Source organism: Sphingomonas sp. Leaf257, from assembly GCF_001422185.1.
Classification (GTDB): Bacteria; Pseudomonadota; Alphaproteobacteria; order Sphingomonadales; family Sphingomonadaceae; genus Sphingomonas; species Sphingomonas yabuuchiae.
The window spans coordinates 81,342-99,532 of the sequence record NZ_LMMH01000001.1; the positions used below are offsets into that span (position 1 = coordinate 81,342).

The 18,191-nt window shown below is 69.3% G+C and carries 5 protein-coding genes; 4 read left to right on the top strand and 1 reads right to left on the bottom strand.

What is annotated here, in order from left to right; genetic code table 11:
• Position 1 precedes the first annotated feature (1 nt).
• A complete protein-coding gene (locus ASF14_RS00395) occupies positions 2–1,489 on the bottom strand; it encodes a sensor histidine kinase (protein ID WP_056429997.1) in 1,488 nt (495 codons plus the stop codon).
• A gap of 191 nt (positions 1,490–1,680) precedes the next feature.
• Here ASF14_RS00395 and ASF14_RS00400 point away from each other — a divergent pair, with 191 nt between their 5' ends.
• The 4 genes from ASF14_RS00400 to ASF14_RS00415 all read left to right on the top strand — a co-directional run bounded on the left by ASF14_RS00400 (position 1,681) and on the right by ASF14_RS00415 (position 18,120).
• Positions 1,681–3,966 (top strand): TonB-dependent receptor, encoded by a 2,286-nt coding sequence (locus ASF14_RS00400; RefSeq protein WP_156360956.1) that lies wholly within the window; start codon positions 1,681–1,683, stop codon positions 3,964–3,966.
• Positions 3,967–4,061: 95 nt separating this feature from the next.
• Positions 4,062–5,444 carry a glycoside hydrolase family 27 protein gene (locus tag ASF14_RS00405; protein ID WP_443025738.1) on the top strand — a complete coding sequence of 461 codons (1,383 nt, stop codon included), beginning with the start codon at positions 4,062–4,064 and terminating at the stop codon, positions 5,442–5,444.
• 49 nt (positions 5,445–5,493) lie between these two features.
• A complete protein-coding gene (locus ASF14_RS00410; protein ID WP_056430000.1) occupies positions 5,494–6,471 on the top strand; it encodes a family 43 glycosylhydrolase in 978 nt (325 codons plus the stop codon).
• A gap of 183 nt (positions 6,472–6,654) precedes the next feature.
• On the top strand, positions 6,655–18,120 hold the full coding sequence (locus ASF14_RS00415; protein WP_168371481.1) for a BapA/Bap/LapF family large adhesin: 11,466 nt from the start codon (positions 6,655–6,657) through the stop codon (positions 18,118–18,120).
• Positions 18,121–18,191: the final 71 nt, after the last annotated feature.

An 18,191-nucleotide genomic window follows, 5' to 3' on the forward strand; every position in this document is an offset into this window, starting at 1 on the left:
CCTAGGCCGCCGTCGCAACCTCGTCGCCGTTCGCCGAACCGCGCTCGTCCGCGCCGACCGTGGTCGATACAGGAATGGCGATGGTGCAATGCACGCCGTCCTCGCCCAAGCGGTACGTCGTCCGCGCGCCCAGCTGATAGGGAAGCGCGCGCTCGATCAGTTCCCGGCCCTGTCCCGTGCCCGTGGGCCATGCCCCTTCGGGCATCCGCACGCCGCTTTCGCGCCAGTCGATGTGCAGCCAAGGCTTGCCGTTCGGCCCTTCCGCCTGAAGCGCCCAGCTGATCGCAAGCCGTCCCCCGCCCTGCCCCAGCGCGCCATATTTCATGGCATTGGTCGCCAGCTCATGGATCGCCATGGCCAGCGTATTGACGGTCGAGGAGCGCAGCCGCACACCCGTCGGGCCTCTCAGCGTCACCGCATCGGCCCGCCCGTCCATCGCGATCAGTTCGGCATGGAGCAGTCCGTCGAACGTCACCCGGTCCTGCTCGTTCAGCCGGGACAACAGCCCCTGCACCCGCGACAGCGCGTCGAGCCGGTCATCGAACCGCGCCCGGAAATCGGGCAGGCTGGCCGAGCCACGCGCCGTATTCTCCGCGATCGAACGGACCACGCCCAGCAAATTGCTGGTGCGATGCTGCAATTCGGCGATCAGCACGCGCTGCAACGCCTCGCTTCGGCGCAGCGCCTCGTCCGCCTTGCGCCGCTCGGACAGGTCGGCCGTCACGACCAGCAGCCGGTCGGGCTGGCCGTCCCCCTTGGGCAGGACCGACAGCGTACTGCTCGCCCAGACCAGCGAGCCGTCGGGGCGCGAATAGCGCTTGTCCAGGGTCGCCGGACGGCCGGTGGACACCGCTTCCTCGATCGCCACCAGGCTGGGCGGCAGGTCGTCGGGATGCGTCACATCGGGCACGCGCAAGTGCAGCACCGCCTCGCGCGAACGGCCCAGAATGCGGCACAGCTCGTCATTGACGCGCAGGAAGCGCCCGTCGAGCGACAGGACCGACAGACCGATCGGCGCGGTGGCGAAGATCGCCGCAAGCTGTCCCTCGGTCTCGGCCAGCTTGACCTTCACCACCTCTTCGCGAAGTCGAACGACCTCGGCCTGCGATTCCTTCCATTCGGTGATGTCACGCGTGGTGGTGGCGACACCGTCGCCCAGCTTCACGACCGTCTGGAAGAACCAGCCGTCGAACTGCTCATGGACATAATGACGCTCGGCCTGTTCGGGCAGACCGGTTTCGGTCACCCGGCAAAAGGTGTCGAAAATACCCTCTTCGATGACGCCGGGATTGCGCTGCAACAGGCTTTCGCCGCGCACCTCGCCATATTTGCGTTCGGACGTGTGGTTGTTCAGCACCCAGCGGAAATCGACGATGCCGCCCGCCTCGTCGCGGATCGCCTCGAACACCTGGATCATGTCGGTCGACGCGTCCATCGTCGCCTGCAGCAATTCGTGGCTGGGCTGGAACTCGACATGTCGTCCGTGCATCGCTCGCTCATCCTTCCCGATCCGGGATGGCAGCCGCTCCGCCGCCGCGCCTAACGTAACGATCATGGCGTCGATTTGCCACTGCGCGACGTGAAGCCAGCACCGCTCCTGAGCCGACACTGCCTATATTGCAATTGACTCGCATAATCACGGATATTAGTCCGCCCCCGCAACGAATTGGGGGGTATGACATGTGGGTTCGGGCGGCGCTGGCCATGATGCTGTCTTCGGTGGCGGCACCCTGTCTGGCGCAAAGCATGACGTCGCAGGGCCATGACACGGCGTCGACGGAGGCGGGCAACGACATCGTGGTCATGGGCGAGAAAGCCGACCGGACGTTGCGCGACACGCCCGCCAGCGTCGCGGTGACGACCGGACAGACCATCGCCGACCAAAATCTGATCGACATGTACGACGTGCTGCAACGCACGCCCAATGTCGCGATCAATGCCGACCGGACCAGCTTCACCATTCGCGGCATCGATGCCTTCAACGTGTCGGGCGCGGGCGACGGGGCGCTGGCCAGCGTCTATCTCGACGGGGCGGTCCTGCCGCGCGCGGCGCTGAACACCGGGCCGCTCGACCTGTACGACATCGCGCAGGTCGAGGTGTTTCGCGGTCCGCAATCCACGGTACAGGGCCGCAACGCGCTGGCCGGGGCGGTGGTCATCCGCACGACTGACCCCGTCTACGAATGGAACGGCAAGGCCCGAGTGATGCTCACCGGCCCCGACGGACAGCGTCGCGCCGCCGCCGCGCTGGGCGGGCCGATCCTGGGCGACCAGATCGCGTTTCGCCTGGCCGGTGAGATCGCGCGGTCGGACGGCCTGCTCTACAACACCACGCTGCACCGCGACGCCGATCCCCGCCAGTCGGAGACGTTGCGCGGCAAGCTGCTCTTCACCCCCGACGCGGTGCCGGGGCTGCGGATCATCGCGACCTATATGCACGACCGCCATGTGCGCGGCGCCTATTCCTCCGAGTTCGATCCGCCCTATGCCCGCCGGGATCGCATCGTCACCGAGGATGTGGCGACCAACACCCGCGCGCTGAGCGACATCGCCACGCTGGAGGCGCATTATACGCTGGGCGGCGGCTTCGACCTGAGTTCGATCACCAACTATTCCAATGTGCGCGCGCTCTACATCGCCGACCCGGATCGCAACCCCACCCCCGGCCAGTTGAGCCGCACCAGCGACCCCGCCAGGACGGTGCAGCAGGAAGTGCGGCTGGGTATCGACCTGCCCTGGGTGCAGGGCCTGATCGGCGCCTATTATCTGCGCGAGGACAATCGCGACTATCGGTTCGAGGCGACGCAGAATATGAACCTGACGCGGCTGGGCGTCGATCGCCAGCTGCTGGCACTGGGCCTGTCGCAGCCGATGGTGGACATGGTGCTGGGCCTTTATGGCGGCGTGGTTCCGATCAGGAACCTGCTGACCCAGCCGCGCCTGACGCGCAATCTGGCGGGCTTCACCGACCTGACCTTCCCGCTGACCACCCGCCTGAAACTGCGCGCAGGGCTGCGCTACGACAATGAACGGCAAATGCGCGGGGCGAGCCAGTCGGTCGCGCTGAACGGCACGCTGCCCGATCCGGCCCGGTTGCCCGTGCCCGCCCTCGCCCCCATCGTCACCCGGCTGAATGCGCTGCTGGTGGCGACGGCGGCGGGGGCGACCAGCGTCGATCCGACACGCGCCATCACCTATGACGCCTGGCTGCCCAAGCTGGGCCTGACCTGGGACGTGACCTCCGATGCCTCGCTGAGCGCGACGGCGCAGCGCGGCTATCGCGCCGGGGGCGCCGGGATCAATCAGCAGCGCGGCCAGAGCTTCACCTATGCGCCCGAATATACCTGGAATTACGAGGTCGCGTTGCGCTCAGACTGGTTCGACCGCCGACTGAGTTTCAACGCCAATGCCTATTATATCGACTGGCGCGACCAGCAGGTATCGGTGCAGCTGACCCCCGGCGCGGTGTTCGACAGCCAGGTCGTCAATGCGGGCAAGTCGCGCCTTTATGGCTTCGAGGCGGAGCTCCGCGGGCGGCCGACGCGTCACCTCGATCTTTACGCAGGCATTGGGCACAGCCGGACCGAGTTCCTCGACTTCACCGTGCCGATCGGCACCGCGAAATGGTCGGCCACCGGCAACGAGTTTGCCAACGCGCCGCGCTGGACCGCGTCATGGGGCGGCACCTGGCGCAGCGCGGGCGGACTGTTCGCCAATCTCAACGCCACCTATCGCGATGCTGTGTTCCAGAGCACCATCGACCAAACCGTGCGCGACATCCGCCCGATCACGCTGGTCAATGCCAAGCTGGGCTGGCAGGGGCGGCATTTCGGGGCCTATCTGCTCGCCAGCAATATCTTTGACCGGCAGCAGCCGACCTCCTTCTTCACCGATTTCGACGGGCGGGTCCGCGGCACCATGTCGCCGCCGCGCATCCTGGGCCTGAGCTTCGAGGGGCGCTTCTGAGCCGCATTCGATTGTCAGACATATAAAGCCCCCGCCGCCTTGCCATCCGCGTGACACCCCGTAGACCTGTTCGACAAGAAAACGGGAGTGGATGGATGAGCAAGACCGGGGGCGGGATCAGCCGTCGACAGGCGTTGGTCGGCATGGGGGCCGGCGGCGCGGCGATCACCGGCGGACTGGCCCTGGGTGGCGTGCAGGGCGCGACGGCGGCGGAACGCTCCGGCACGCTGGCGCCGCGCCCGCCCATGGGCTGGAACAGCTGGAACAGCTTTGCGACCACCATCACCGAGGCGCAGGCGCGCGAAACCGCCGCGATCATGCGGGCCAAGCTGCTGCCCTTCGGCTATGACGTCTTCACCGTCGACATCCAATGGTATGAGCCCGAGGCGTCCAGCTATACCTATAACGCCGCGCCGGTGCCTGCGATGGACGGCCATGGCCGGCTGATCCCCGCGCCGAACCGCTTTCCGTCCAGCGCGGACGGATCGGGCTTCACCAGGCTGGCGGCGGACGTCCATGCGATGGGCATGAAGTTCGGCATCCACCTGATGCGCGGCATCCCCCGGCTGGCAGTGAAGAAGAACCTGCCGATCCTCGGCACCCGCTACCGCGCCGCCGACATCGCCGACACGTCCAGCATCTGCACCTGGAACCCGGACATGTACGGCGTCGACATGACCAAGCCCGGCGCGCAGGCCTATTATGACAGCGTGTTCGCGCTCTACGCCTCCTGGGGCGTCGATTTCGTCAAGATGGACGATATGAGCCGCCCCTATGACGCGCACGCGCCCGAGATCGAGGCGGCGCACAAGGCGATCCAAAACAGCGGCCGCCCGATCATCCTCAGCCTGTCACCCGGCGAAACGCCGGTGATCCGAGGTCCTCATGTCCGCCGCTTTGCGCAGATGTGGCGCATCTCGGACGATTTCTGGGACGAATGGTCGATGCTGGAGGCGCAGTTCACCCGGCTGGAGAACTGGACGCCCTATCGCGGGCCGGGTTCCTGGCCCGATGCCGACATGCTGCCGCTCGGTCGGCTGGCGCTGGGCAAGCGCGACACCAAGTTCACGCCCGACGAACAGCGCACGTTGATGTCCTTATGGTCGATCGCGCGCTCGCCGCTGATCATGGGCGGCGACCTGCGCTATCTGGACGCCCCCACGCTGGCGCTGCTGACCAACCGCGCGGTCATCGCGGTCAACCAGGCCTCGACCGACAACCAGCCGCATTTCGTTCAGGACGGCGCGCGAATCTGGTCCGCCAAACCCGAGGGCGCAGCCCAGGACCGTTATCTGGCGCTGTTCAACACCGGCGACAAGCCCAAGGAAGTGGGGCTGGCGCTCCACTCTCTAGGGCTGTCGGGGGAAGTCGGCGTGACCGATCTGTGGAGCGGTGCTTCGCTCACCCGGGCGAAAGACCGCTTCGCGCAGACGCTGCCGCCGCATGGTGCCGGGTTGTACCGCCTTCGGGCGCGCTGAGCCCATTAAGCTACCGCATGGGCTGCCCCGAACATGGAGGACCACGACCATGAAGACACTGAGCGCCTTCGCCGCCGGGCTGGCGTTGACCGTCGCGGCGGCGGGGATCGCCCGCAATCCGCAGTTCGAGGGGGCCGATCCCCATGCGATGATGATCGGCGACGAACTCTGGATCTTCCCGACCGGAGGGCCTGGCGGAAGCTGGGCGGCCGACCGTTTCGGCGCCTTTTCCAGCCGGGACCTGAAGACCTGGCGGCCACGCGGCGAATTGATCCGGCGCGACCAGATCGGTTGGATCAAGGATGACGGCGCGCCCGAGCATTTCCTCTGGGCCCCCGGCGTCGCGACCCGGAATGGACGCTATTACCTCTATTACTCGGTCGGGCCGCAGAACCCCACGCCCAGCCGCATCGGCGTCGCCGTCGCCGACCGGCCCGAAGGCCCCTATCGCGACAGCGGCCGCCCGCTGATCACCGGTGACAAAAGGTTCGAGGCGATCGACCCGATGGTCTTCACCGATCGCAGGTCGGGCAAGACCTATCTCTATGCAGGCGGCAGCGCAGGGGGAACCTTGCGCGTCTGGGAACTGCAACCCGACATGGTCACCATCGCGGGGGAGGTGAAGGTCGCGACCCCGCCGAACTTCACCGAAGGCGCCTTCATGCACGAGCGCGGCGGTACCTATTACCTGTCCTACAGCCATGGCCGGTTCAACGGCCCCGATTATTCGGTCCACTACGCCACCGCGCCCTCGCCCACCGGGCCGTGGCGCTATCGCGGTGCGATCTTGACCGGCGATGCGCGGCATCAGGGGCCGGGGCATCACAGCTTCGTCACGCTGCCAGACGGCCGCTGGCTGATCGTCTATCACCGCTGGGACCGCGCACCCGGCCCCGGTCCTTTCCAAGGCGAGCGGGTCGTGGCGATCGATCACATCACCTATGCCTCCGATGGCCGTATCCGACCCGTGCGGATGACGGATAACGACGCGCCGGTCCTGCCCGCACGCCCTTTCCGCACAAAATAAGTTAACAACCATTAACCATCTGAATTAATTCCGAAATCGGTCCGCTCGCATCACTGCCTCCTCTTCGCGGTTAGGATTTGCGCAAGGGGAGGCCGCGTGTCTGCGCAAGGACAGCCATGACCGCGCCCCCCTGCCCGGCACCGCGTGCCGGGGCATGACGACATGCAATGGGAGGAACAGGCCATGCAGACCGAGATCATCGCAAAGGCGACCGGCACCACCACCACGACCAGCGCCAACGTCATCGAATTGAGCGCGCCCAGCGTCGTTCGGCTCAATATCGACCGGTCGCAGGTCGCGACGATGGAGCGTGAGGGCAACGACCTGATCATCCGCCTGACCGATGGCCAGACCATTCGCATCGACCATTTCTATGACCAGCAGGAGGGCAAGATCAGCGACCTCGTGCTGCGCGACGATCAGGGCAGCCAGTGGCTCACCAATCCTTCCGCCAGCGGTGCGGGGCGGTTCCGGGCGATCACCGATCTCGACGACCTGATAGGCGCGGCGGCGACCGGCGAGGGCGGCGGCTCGTCCTTCATCCTGCCCGCCATCTTGGGCGTGGCCGGGGTCGGCGGTCTGGTCGCGGCGGTGTCTGGCGGCGGCGGCAATGGCGGCAACCAGCCCGGCGGCCCCACTGTCGACACCCAGCCGCCCGCGATTCCCACCGCCAGCTTTACGGCCAACGGCTCGAGCGTCCGCGGCACCGGCGAGGCGGGCGCGACCGTCCGCGTGACCGACGGCGCGGGCAATGTGATCGGCACCGGCACAGTCGGCGCCGACGGCACCTTCACCATCCCGGTCAACCCGCCCCAGACCAACGGCCAGCCCGTCACCGTCGTGCAGAGCGATGCGGCGGGCAATGTCTCGCCCCCCGCCACGACGGCGGCGCCCGATATCACGCCGCCCGCCACCCCGACCGCGACGATCACGGGCGACGGCCGCACGGTCAGCGGCACCGGCGAGCCCGGCGCGACCGTGACGGTGCGCAATGCCGCCGGACAGGTGCTGGGCACCGCCGTCGTCGGTGCGCAGGGCGCCTATACGCTGACCCTGACCACGCCCCAGGCGAATGGCGGCACGCTGACCGTCAGCCAGGCCGATCCGGCGGGCAACGTTTCCCCCGCCACCACCCTGACGGCGCCCGACACCATCCCGCCCGCCTTGCCCACCGCAAGCATCAACGGCGACGGCACCAGCATCTCCGGCACCGGCGAGGCGGGCGCGACCGTCACCGTGCGCAACGCCGCCGGGCAGGTGCTGGGCACCGCGATCGTCGATGCGCAGGGCGGCTATACGCTGCCGCTGACCACGCCACAGGCCAATGGCGGCACCCTGACCGTCACGCAGAGCGACCCGGCGGGCAATGTCTCGCCCGCCGTCACCCTTGCCGCGCCCGACATCACGCCGCCCGCCGCACCCGCCGCGACCCTGTCCGCAGACGGCACCACCGTGACCGGATCGGGCGAGCCCGGCGCGACCGTGCGCGTCATCGGCCCGGACGGCCAGCAGATCGGCACCGCCATCGTCGCCGCCGATGGTAGCTATACGGTGACGCTGACCACCGCGCAGACGGGCGGCGGCGTGCTGGTCGTGACCCAGACGGACGCGGCGGGCAATGTCTCGCCCACCACGCAGATCGACGCCGTCGATACCGGCACCATGCCGCTGCCCACCGCCCAGATCGATGCGCAGGGGACGACGGTCAGCGGCACCGGTGAGCCCGGTGCGACGGTGATCGTGCGCGACGTGACCGGTCAGACGATCGGCCAGGGGACGGTCGACGCAAATGGCAATTACAGCCTGACGCTGGCCACGCCACAGGGGAATGGCGAGACCCTGACTGTCGTGCAGAGCGACACGCTGGGCAATGTCTCCCCCACCATTACCCTCACCGCCCCCGACTTCACCGCCCCGGCCGCGCCCACCGCGACCATCGCCGAGGACGGCAGCGCGATCACCGGCACCGGTGAGCCCGGCGCGACCGTCACCGTGCGCGATCCCGCTGGTCAGCCGCTCGGCACGACCACGGTCGATGCGCAAGGCAACTACACCTTGCCGCTGGGCACGCCCCAGACCAATGGCGGGACGCTGACCGTCACGCAGAGCGATCCGGCGGGCAACACCTCGCCCGCTGCCTCGGTCAGCGCACCCGATACCACTGCTCCCGCCGCCCCCAGCGCGACTGTCGCGGGCGACGGCGCCAGCATCACCGGCACCGGCGAACCCGGCGCGACCGTTGCCGTCAGCGATGCAGCTGGCCAGCCGCTCGGCACCGCCACGGTCGATGCGCAGGGTAACTACACCCTGCCGCTGGGCACGCCGCAGGCGAATGGCGAGACGCTGACCGTCACGCAAAGCGATCCGGCGGGGAACATCTCGCCCGCCACGACGGTCACCGCGCCTGACATTACGGCACCCGCCGCCCCGACCGCGACCATCGCGGGCGACGGCACCAGCATCACCGGCACCGGCGAACCCGGTGCGACCGTCACCGTCAGCGACGCGGCCGGACAGCCGCTCGGCACTGTCACGGTCGACGCGCAGGGCAACTACACCCTGCCGCTGACCACGCCGCAGGCCAATGGCGAAACGCTGACCGTCACGCAGAGCGACCCGGCGGGCAACACCTCCCCCGCTACATCGGTCAGTGCACCGGATATCACCGTACCCGCTGCCCCCACCGCCACCGTCGCTGGTGACGGTGTCAGCATCACCGGCACCGGCGAACCGGGCGCGACCGTCACCGTCAGCGACGCGGCCGGACAGCCGCTCGGCAGCGCCACGGTCGATGCGCAGGGCAACTACAGCCTGCCGCTGGGCACGCCGCAGGCGAATGGCGAGACGCTGACCGTCACGCAAAGCGATCCGGCGGGGAACACCTCCCCCGCCACGACGGTCACCGCCCCTGACATCACGGCACCCGCCGCCCCGACCGCCACCATCGCGGGCGACGGCACCAGCATCACCGGCACCGGCGAACCCGGTGCGACCGTCACCGTCAGCGACGCGGTTGGCCAGCCGCTCGGCACTGTCACGGTCGACGCGCAGGGCAATTACACCCTGCCGCTGACCACGCCGCAGGCCAATGGCGAAACCCTGACCGTCACGCAGAGCGATCCCGCAGGCAACATCTCGTCCGCCACCAGCGTCAGCGCGCCCGACATCACTGCGCCTGCCGCGCCGGTCGTCACCGTAAGCGCGGACGGCACGCAACTGACCGGCACGGGTGAGCCGGGCGCCACGGTGCAGGTCGTCGATGCGGGCGGCCAGCCGGTCGGCACCGCGACGGTCGGCAGCGACGGCAGCTTCAGCCTGCCCCTGCCCATCGGCGTTGCCAACGGCCAGACGCTTTCGGCGATCCAGACCGACGCAGTGGGCAATGCCTCGCCCGCAACGACGACGGTCACGCCCGATCTCGCCGCCCCCGCCACCCCCGTGGCGACGGTCAGCGCGGACGGCACCAGCATCAGCGGCACCGGTGAGCCGGGCGCGACCCTGATCGTACGCGCGCCCGACAACAGCGTGCTTGCCACCGTCACCGTCGCCGCCGATGGCAGCTTCAGCGCGCCGCTCGCCACGCAGCAGGCCAATGGCGAAACACTGTCCGTGACGCAGGCCGATGCGGCGGGCAATGTCTCGCCCGTCGCCACCGTCACCGCGCCCGATATCACGCCCCCCGCTCCGCCGGTCGCCATCCTGTCGGCGGACGGCTCGGCGGTCTATGGCAATGGCGAGCCGGGTGCGACGGTGCGGGTCGTCGACGGCAATGGCACGCTGCTCGGCAGTGCGGTCGTGGCGGCGGACAGCAGCTATACCCTGCCCCTCACCCCGCCGCAGACCAGCGGCCAGACCCTGTCGGCGGCGCAGACCGATCCGGCGGGCAACCCGTCGCAGCCCGCCACCGTCGCCGCGCCCGACCTGACCGCGCCCCCGGCCCCGATCGCGACCATCGCCGCCGACGGCACCAGCGTGACCGGCACCGGCGAGCCCTTCGCCACCGTCCGCGTGCGCGCTGCCGATGGCTTGGTGATCGCGACGGTGACGGTCGGCGCGGACGGCAGCTTCACCACCCCGCTGTCGCCGCCCCAGGCCAATGGCGAGGCGCTGTCGCTCGACCAGACGGATCGCGGCGGCAATCTGTCCCCCACCACGCCGCTGACCGCGCCCGACATCACGGCCCCCACCGGCCTGACCGCCACAATCAGCGGTGACGGCGCGATCGTCACCGGTTCGGGCGAAGCGGGTGCGACCGTCACCATCCGCGATGCGAACGGCGCGGTGCTGGGCACCGCCACGGTCGCCGCCAACGGCATCTACAATGCGACGCTGACCACGCCGCAGATCAATGGCGAAACGCTTCAGGTGACCCAGGCCGACGCGGCGGGCAATGTCTCTGCGCCCGCTAGCGTCCTCGCACCGGACACCACCCCGCCGCTTGCGCCGACCGGATCTGTCGTCGATGCGGGCGCGACCCTGTCGGGCACCGGCGAGCCGGGCGCGACCGTCATCATCCGCGCCGCCGACGGCACGCTGCTGGGTAGCGGTCTGGTGGCCCCGGACGGCAGTTTCGCGGTGACGCTGAACCCCGCCCAGGCCAATGGCCAGGCGCTTCAGCTGGTCCAGACCGATGCGGCGGGCAACGCCTCGCCCATCGTCGCGGTGACCGCCCCCGACATTACCGCCCCGACCGGGTTGACCGCCACGATCAGCGGCGACGGCAGTTTCGTGACCGGCGTGGGCGAGGTCGGCGCGACCGTCACCGTCCGCGATCCCGATGGCACGGTCATCGGCACCGCCGTGGTCGGCACGAACGGCAGCTATGCCGCGCCGCTGATCCCTGCGCAGATCGACGGCGAAACGCTGCAGGTGACGCAAGCCGATGCGGCGGGCAATGTCTCCCTGCCGCTCGCGCCCGTCGCACCAGACCTGACCGCACCGCTTGCACCCGTCGGCACCATCTCGGCGGACGGCACGCTGGTGACCGGCACGGGTGAAGCAGGCGCGACCGTCACGGTGCGTGACGCCGCCGGTCAGCCGCTCGGTACGGCCACGGTCGCCGCCGATGGCAGCTTCTCGGTCCCGCTGGCGAGCGCACAGCTCAACGGTCAGATCCTATCGGTCGTCCAGGCCGATGCGGCGGGCAATGTGTCGCCGCCGCTGGCGCTGACCGCGCTCGACACCACCGCACCGATCGGGCTGACTGCCAGCGTCGACGCCACCGGCATCATCGTCAGCGGTCAGGCGGAGGCGGGCGCGACCATCACCGTCCGCGCACCCGATGGCACGATCATCGGCACCGGAACGGCGGGTGCCGGTGGTGCCTATGCGCTGACCCTGACCACCCCGCAGCTGAACGGCCAGGTGCTTCAGGTGACCCAAGGCGATGCAGCAGGCAACACCTCCCCGCCCAGCCCCGCCACCGCGCCCGACCTGACAGCGCCGCTCGCCCCGCTGGGCACCGTCTCGGCCGACGGAACGCTGGTGACGGGTACGGGTGAAGCGGGTACGACCGTCACGGTGCGTGACGCCGCCGGTCAGGTGTTGGGCACGGCGCAGGTCGCTGCGGACGGCAGCTTCTCGGTCCCGCTGGCCAGCGCACAGCTCAACGGCCAGATCCTGTCGGTCGTTCAGGCTGATGCGGCGGGCAATGTCTCGCCGCCGTTGGCGCTGACCGCGCTCGACACCACCGCGCCGATCGGGCTGACCGCCAGCGTCGACGCCACCGGCATCATCGTCAGCGGCCAGGCGGAGGCGGGCGCGACCATCACCGTGCGCGCGCCCGATGGCACGATCATCGGTACCGGCACGGCGGCGGCCACCGGCGACTATGCGCTGACCCTGACCACCCCGCAGCTGAACGGCCAGGTGCTTCAGGTGACGCAAGCGGATCCGGCGGGCAACACCTCCCCGCCCAGCCCCGCCACCGCGCCCGACCTGACCGCACCGCTCGGCCCCGTCTTCGCGCTCGACGGCACCGGCGCCAATGCCACCGGCAGCGGCGAGGTCGGCGCGACCGTTACCCTGCGGGACGCCAGCGGCACGGTGATCGGCACCGGCCAGGTCGGCGCGGACGGCAGCTTCAACGTGCCGCTCAACCCCGCCCAGGCCGATGGCGGCACGGTCAGCGCGACGCTGACCGATGCGGCGGGCAATGTCTCTATCCCGGCCATTGTCGCCGCCCCCGACATCACCCCACCCGCGGCCCCTGTGGCGACGCTGGATGCGACGGGCTCCATCGTCACAGGCCAGGGAGAGGTCGGCGCGACCGTCACGGTGCGCGACGCGGGCGGTGCCGTGCTCGGCACCGGGATCGTCGGGCCGCAGGGCGCCTACACCGTCATCCTGTCCGCGCCCCAGCTCGACAGCCAGATACTGCGCGTTACTCAGGCGGACGCCACGGGCAACGGATCGCTCGCGACCACCGTGACCGCGCTCGACCGCACGGCCCCGGACGCACCGGTGGCGACCGTGTCGGCCGACGGAACCGTGGTCAGCGGCTCGGGCGAGATCGGTGCGACGGTGACGATCACCGACCCGGTCGGGCTGGTCCTCGCCACCGTGCCGGTGAACCCGGACGGCAGCTTCAGCGTGACGCTGACCACCGCGCTGACCAACGGACAGCTGCTGACCCTGACCCAGGCGGATGCGGCGGGCAATGTCTCCGCCGCCGGTACTGCGACCGCACCCGATCTGATCCTCAACGACACGCCCGGCGCCCCGACCGCGATCATCGCCCTCGACGGTGCGAGCGTTTCGGGCACCGGACAGGTCGGCTCCGCGATCATCGTGCGTGATGCGAATGGCGCGGTGATCGGCAATGCGCAGGTCGCCGGGGACGGCACCTACACCGCGACGCTGACCACGCCGCAGCGTGACGGCGAGACGGTGCGCGTGACCCAGACCGATGCCGAGGGCGATGTCTCGCCCCCCGCGACCGTCATCGCCCCCGATTTGACCGCCCCCGATGCGCCCACCGCGATGATCGATCCGACCGGCTCGCTGGTCATGGGAACCGGCGAGGTCGGCGCGACGGTGCGGGTCCTCGACGCCAACGGTGCGACGCTCGGCACCGCCATTGTGGGCGCGAACGGCGCCTATGTGGCCGCGCTCGTCACGCCGCAAGTCGACGGCCAGCCGCTGACCGTCGTGCAGAACGACGCGGCGGGCAATGGCTCACCCGCATTCCCCGTCATCGCGCCCGACCTGACCGCGCCGCTCGCGCCCATAGGGGTCGTGTCGGGTGACGGCACCAGTCTGACCGGCACCGGAGAGGTCGGCGCGACCGTCACCATACGGGGCGCAGGGGGTGCGGTACTCGGCACCGCCATCGTCGATGCGAACGGCAATTTCACCGCTCCACTGACCCCGGCGCAGGCGAACGGCCAGCTTGTGACGCTGATCCAGGCGGACGCGGCGGGCAATGTCTCGCCCATCGCGCAGGCCACCGCGCCCGACATCACCGCGCCCATCGGCCTGACCGCCGCGATCAACGGCGCAGGGAACCTGGTCACCGGCACCGGCGAGGCTGGCGGCACCGTCACCATCCGCGACGCGGGCGGCACGGTGCTGGGCACGGCGGTCGTCGCCGCCAACGGCACCTATGCCGCGATCCTGACCCCGGCGCAGCTCAATGCGCAGGTCTTGCAGGTCACGGAGGCCGATGCGGCGGGCAATGTCTCGACACCCGCCACCGTCATCGCGCCGGACCTGACCGCACCGCTCGCCCCCATCGGCACCGTATCCGGGGACGGCACCACCCTGACCGGCACCGGCGAGGTCGGCGCGACCGTCACCATCCGCAGCCTGAGCGGTACGGTACTGGGCACCACCGTGGTCGACGCCAGCGGCAATTTCGCCGCTCCGCTGACCCCGGCCCAGGCCAATGGCCAGATCGTGACGCTGACCCAGGCGGATGCGGCGGGCAATGTCTCGCCCCTTGCTCAGGCCATCGCGCCCGACATCACTGCGCCCATTGGCCTGACCGCCGCGATCAACGGCGCGGGCAATCTGGTCACCGGCGCGGGCGAGGCGGGTGCTACCGTCACCATCCGTGACGCGGGCGGTACGGTGCTGGGCACGGCGGTCGTCGCCGCCAACGGCACCTATGCCGCGATCCTGACCCCGGCGCAGTTGAATGCACAGGTCTTGCAGGTGACCCAAGCGGACGCGACGGGCAATGCCTCGATACCCGCCACCGTCATCGCACCAGACCTGACCGCACCGCTCGCGCCCATTGGCACGGTGTCGGGCGACGGCACCAGCCTGACCGGCACCGGTGAGGTCGGCGCGACCGTCACCATCCGGGGTGTCGGAGGCGCGGTCATCGGCACCGCCATCGTCGATGCGAACGGCAATTTCACCGCTCCGCTGACCCCGGCCCAGGCCAATGGCCAGATCGTGACGCTGACCCAGGCGGATGCGGCCGGCAATATCTCGCCCCTCGGCCAGGCCGCCGCGCCCGACATTACCGCACCCGTCGGCCTGACCGCCGTCATCAACGGGACGGGCAGCGTCATGACCGGCACCGGCGAGGCGGGCGCGACCGTCACCATCCGCGATCCCGGCGGCACGGTGCTGGGCACTACCATCGTGGCGTCGAATGGCAGCTATGCGGCGACTCTGACCCCGGCGCAGCTCAATGCCCAGCTGCTGCAGGTGAGCCAGTCGGATGCGGCGGGCAATGTCTCGACGCCCGCCACCGTTATCGCACCGGACCTGACCGCCCCGCTCGCACCCATCGGCACCGTGTCGGGCAACGGCACCACCCTGACCGGCACCGGCGAGGCGGGTGCGACCGTCACCATCCGGGGTCTGGGCGGCGTGGTCATCGGCACCGCGCTGGTCGACGCCAACGGCAACTTCACCGCAACGCTGAACCCCGCCCAGGCCAATGGGCAGGTCGTGACGCTGACCCAGGTCGATGCGGCGGGCAATGTCTCGCCCCTCGCCCAGGCCAGCACGCCCGACATCACCGCGCCCGTTGGGCTGACCGCCGCGATAAACGGCGTCGGCACGCTGGTGACGGGTCAGGGTGAGGCGGGCGCGACCGTCACCGTGCGCGACGCGGGCGGCAACCCGATCGGCACCACCATCGTCGCGGCGAACGGCAGCTATACGGTCACGCTCACCACGGCGCAGGCCAATGGCCAGACGCTGACCGTCACGCAGGCCGATGCGGCGGGCAACACCTCCCTGCCCAGCCCGCTGATCGCGCCGGACATCACGCCACCGGCCTTGCCCATCGCCACGATCAACGGCACCGGCACGATCGTCACCGGCTCGGGCGAGCCCGGCGCGACGGTGCGCATCCTCGGCGCACAGGGACAGCTGGTCGGCAGTGCGATCGTCGATGCGAACGGCGCCTATACCGCCACGCTGATCATCCCACAGGCCAATGGCCAGCCGCTGACCGTCACGCAGGCGGACGCCGCGGGCAATGTCTCGCCACAGGCACCATTGGCCGCACCCGACATCACGCCCCCGGCGCCCCCCACCGCCGCAATCAACGCCACGGGGACGATCGTCACCGGCACGGGCGAAGCCGGTACCACGGTGGAGGTGCGCAACGCGGGCGGCACCGTCATCGGCACCGGCACCGTGGCGGGCGGCGGCACCTATGCCGTCACGCTCGCCACGCCGCAGCTTGCAGGGGAGACGCTGAACATCGGTCTCCGTGACGGGACGGGCAATGTGTCCGGCACGGTCACGGTCATCGCGCCCTTCGACATCAGCGCCTTTGACAATGTCGCCGCCGCACAGGTCGACCTCGTCCCCGTGCAGACCAACGAAACCCTGGGCAACGCCAATTACACGGCGCTCGTCTCGCTCGGGCTGGTCAATCTGAATGCCCAGGTGCTGGCCATCCCCAATGTCCAGTTCACGGTGCAACAGGGCCATACGCTGGATGCGACCTTCACCTATGACGCCACCCTGTCGCTGGGTGTCGCCAGCGGTTATTCGGTGGTGCTCCAGCGGTTCAACGGCACCAGCTGGGTCGCGGTGAACGGCGGCGGCAGTTCTTCGCTGCTGGAGGTCAGCCTGCTCGGCGGCAATCTCGTCGCCACCGCCGATGATCTGGCGCCGGGCCAGTACCGGGCCTTCGTCACCTTCGACAATACGGCGGGCGTCGGTCTGCTCGGCGGGCTCAGCGTCACCGGCGTCGACTCGGACTTTACCGATGTCGGCCAGATCGTGCCCTTGGTGACGAACGGCAATGTCATCACCGATCCCGGCCCCTTGGGTCAGGTCGACGCGGTCAGCCCGCAGACCCGCGTCGAAAGCGTCACGCTGAACGGGGTGACGACCGTCGTTACCGGCAATACGCAGGTGGTCGGGCAATGGGGCACGCTGATCATGGGCAGCGACGGCCGGTACAGTTACACCCCCAATGCCGATGCCGCCGTGCTCGGCAAGACCGACCGCTTCACCTACACCCTGTTCGACGCCAGCGATGGCGAGCGGGAGAGCGCGACGCTGACCATCTCGATCGGCAGCCCGGACATCACCGGCGCGCCGGTCGCGGTCAACGACGTGGCGACCGCCGCTGCGACCTTCGTCAATGTGGTGGAAACGCGCACCCCCACGGTCGACTCATCGTTCGCGACCCCGACGGCCGCCGTGCTGACCGGTTCGAGGACCGGTCAGATCACCGACAGCTTCACGGTCGATGCGAACAGCCGCGGAAACATCACCCTGTCCGCCGTGATTGCGCCGGGCCTGTCGGTCGTGCCCAGCTTCACCATCACCGTCACCAATGCGGCCGGGACCGTCGTCGGCTCCCAGACCGGCACCGCGCTGGCCGGGGTTGGCGGACTGATTGGCTCGGGCATCAGCGTGACGATGAACAACCTGCCCTCGGGCACGTACAACTACACCGTCACCAGCACCAACACGGTGGGGCTGGGCTATACCACCGACGTCTATGTCGGCGGGACGATCACCCATCTCGATCAGTTCACCTTGTCGGGAACCACGCCGACTAGCGGCAATCTGCTCGCCAACGATACGCTGGGCAGCGATTTCCTGGGCATCAAGATGCTGGTCGGCGGCACGTTCGTGGACATCGGCGATGCGGGCCGCACCCTGACCGGCACCTATGGCACGCTGACCATCAGCGAGATCGGGCAGTACACCTACCGACCCTTCGCCAACCTGGGCTATGCCGCGACCGATCCGATCGACCGCTTCACCTATCAGATCGTGCAGCCCGACGGGCAGGTATCGACCGCGCGGCTGGACGTGGCGATCGACATCAACAACGGCGTCGCCCCCGTCTTCCCGACGACGCTGACCGCCTTCGCGCTGGAGGATCCGGTGCAGCTGCACAGCGACGTGGTGCCGATGACGCTGGCGGTCGGTCATGACGCGGCGCCGCTGTCCCTGGACCAGGCGGATGCCAAGATCGCGCTGTCGCTGATGGAGGACCAGGGCAGCGTCGAGGATGTGCTGTCCCGCTATCTCGACGCGCAGAGCCCGGCAGCCGAACCGCTACCAAGCGAATCTCTTGCCGACACGGGTGATTTTGCCGTGATGCCAAGCGCTTCGGACATCAGCGCCCAGGACCCGGTGACGCATGATCCGCTGGGCTATCTGACCGTTTCGGTCGATCCCGAACAGGAAAGGTTGGCAACCCTGCATCTGGCCTGACCATCTTGCGCATACATCCGAAAGCGGAGTTGATTTCGGACGCCGAAGGGGTTTCCCTTCGGCGTCTAATC

What these genes read in the sequence shown, in the direction of transcription:
- ASF14_RS00395 (WP_056429997.1), bottom strand. Translation starts at nt 1,489, where the DNA reads ATGCACGGACGACATGTCGAGTTCCAGCCCAGCCACGAATTGCTGCAG.
- ASF14_RS00415 (WP_168371481.1), top strand. Translation starts at nt 6,655, where the DNA reads ATGCAGACCGAGATCATCGCAAAGGCGACCGGCACCACCACCACGACC.
- ASF14_RS00410 (WP_056430000.1), top strand. Translation starts at nt 5,494, where the DNA reads ATGAAGACACTGAGCGCCTTCGCCGCCGGGCTGGCGTTGACCGTCGCG.
- ASF14_RS00405 (WP_443025738.1), top strand. Translation starts at nt 4,062, where the DNA reads ATGAGCAAGACCGGGGGCGGGATCAGCCGTCGACAGGCGTTGGTCGGC.
- ASF14_RS00400 (WP_156360956.1), top strand. Translation starts at nt 1,681, where the DNA reads ATGTGGGTTCGGGCGGCGCTGGCCATGATGCTGTCTTCGGTGGCGGCA.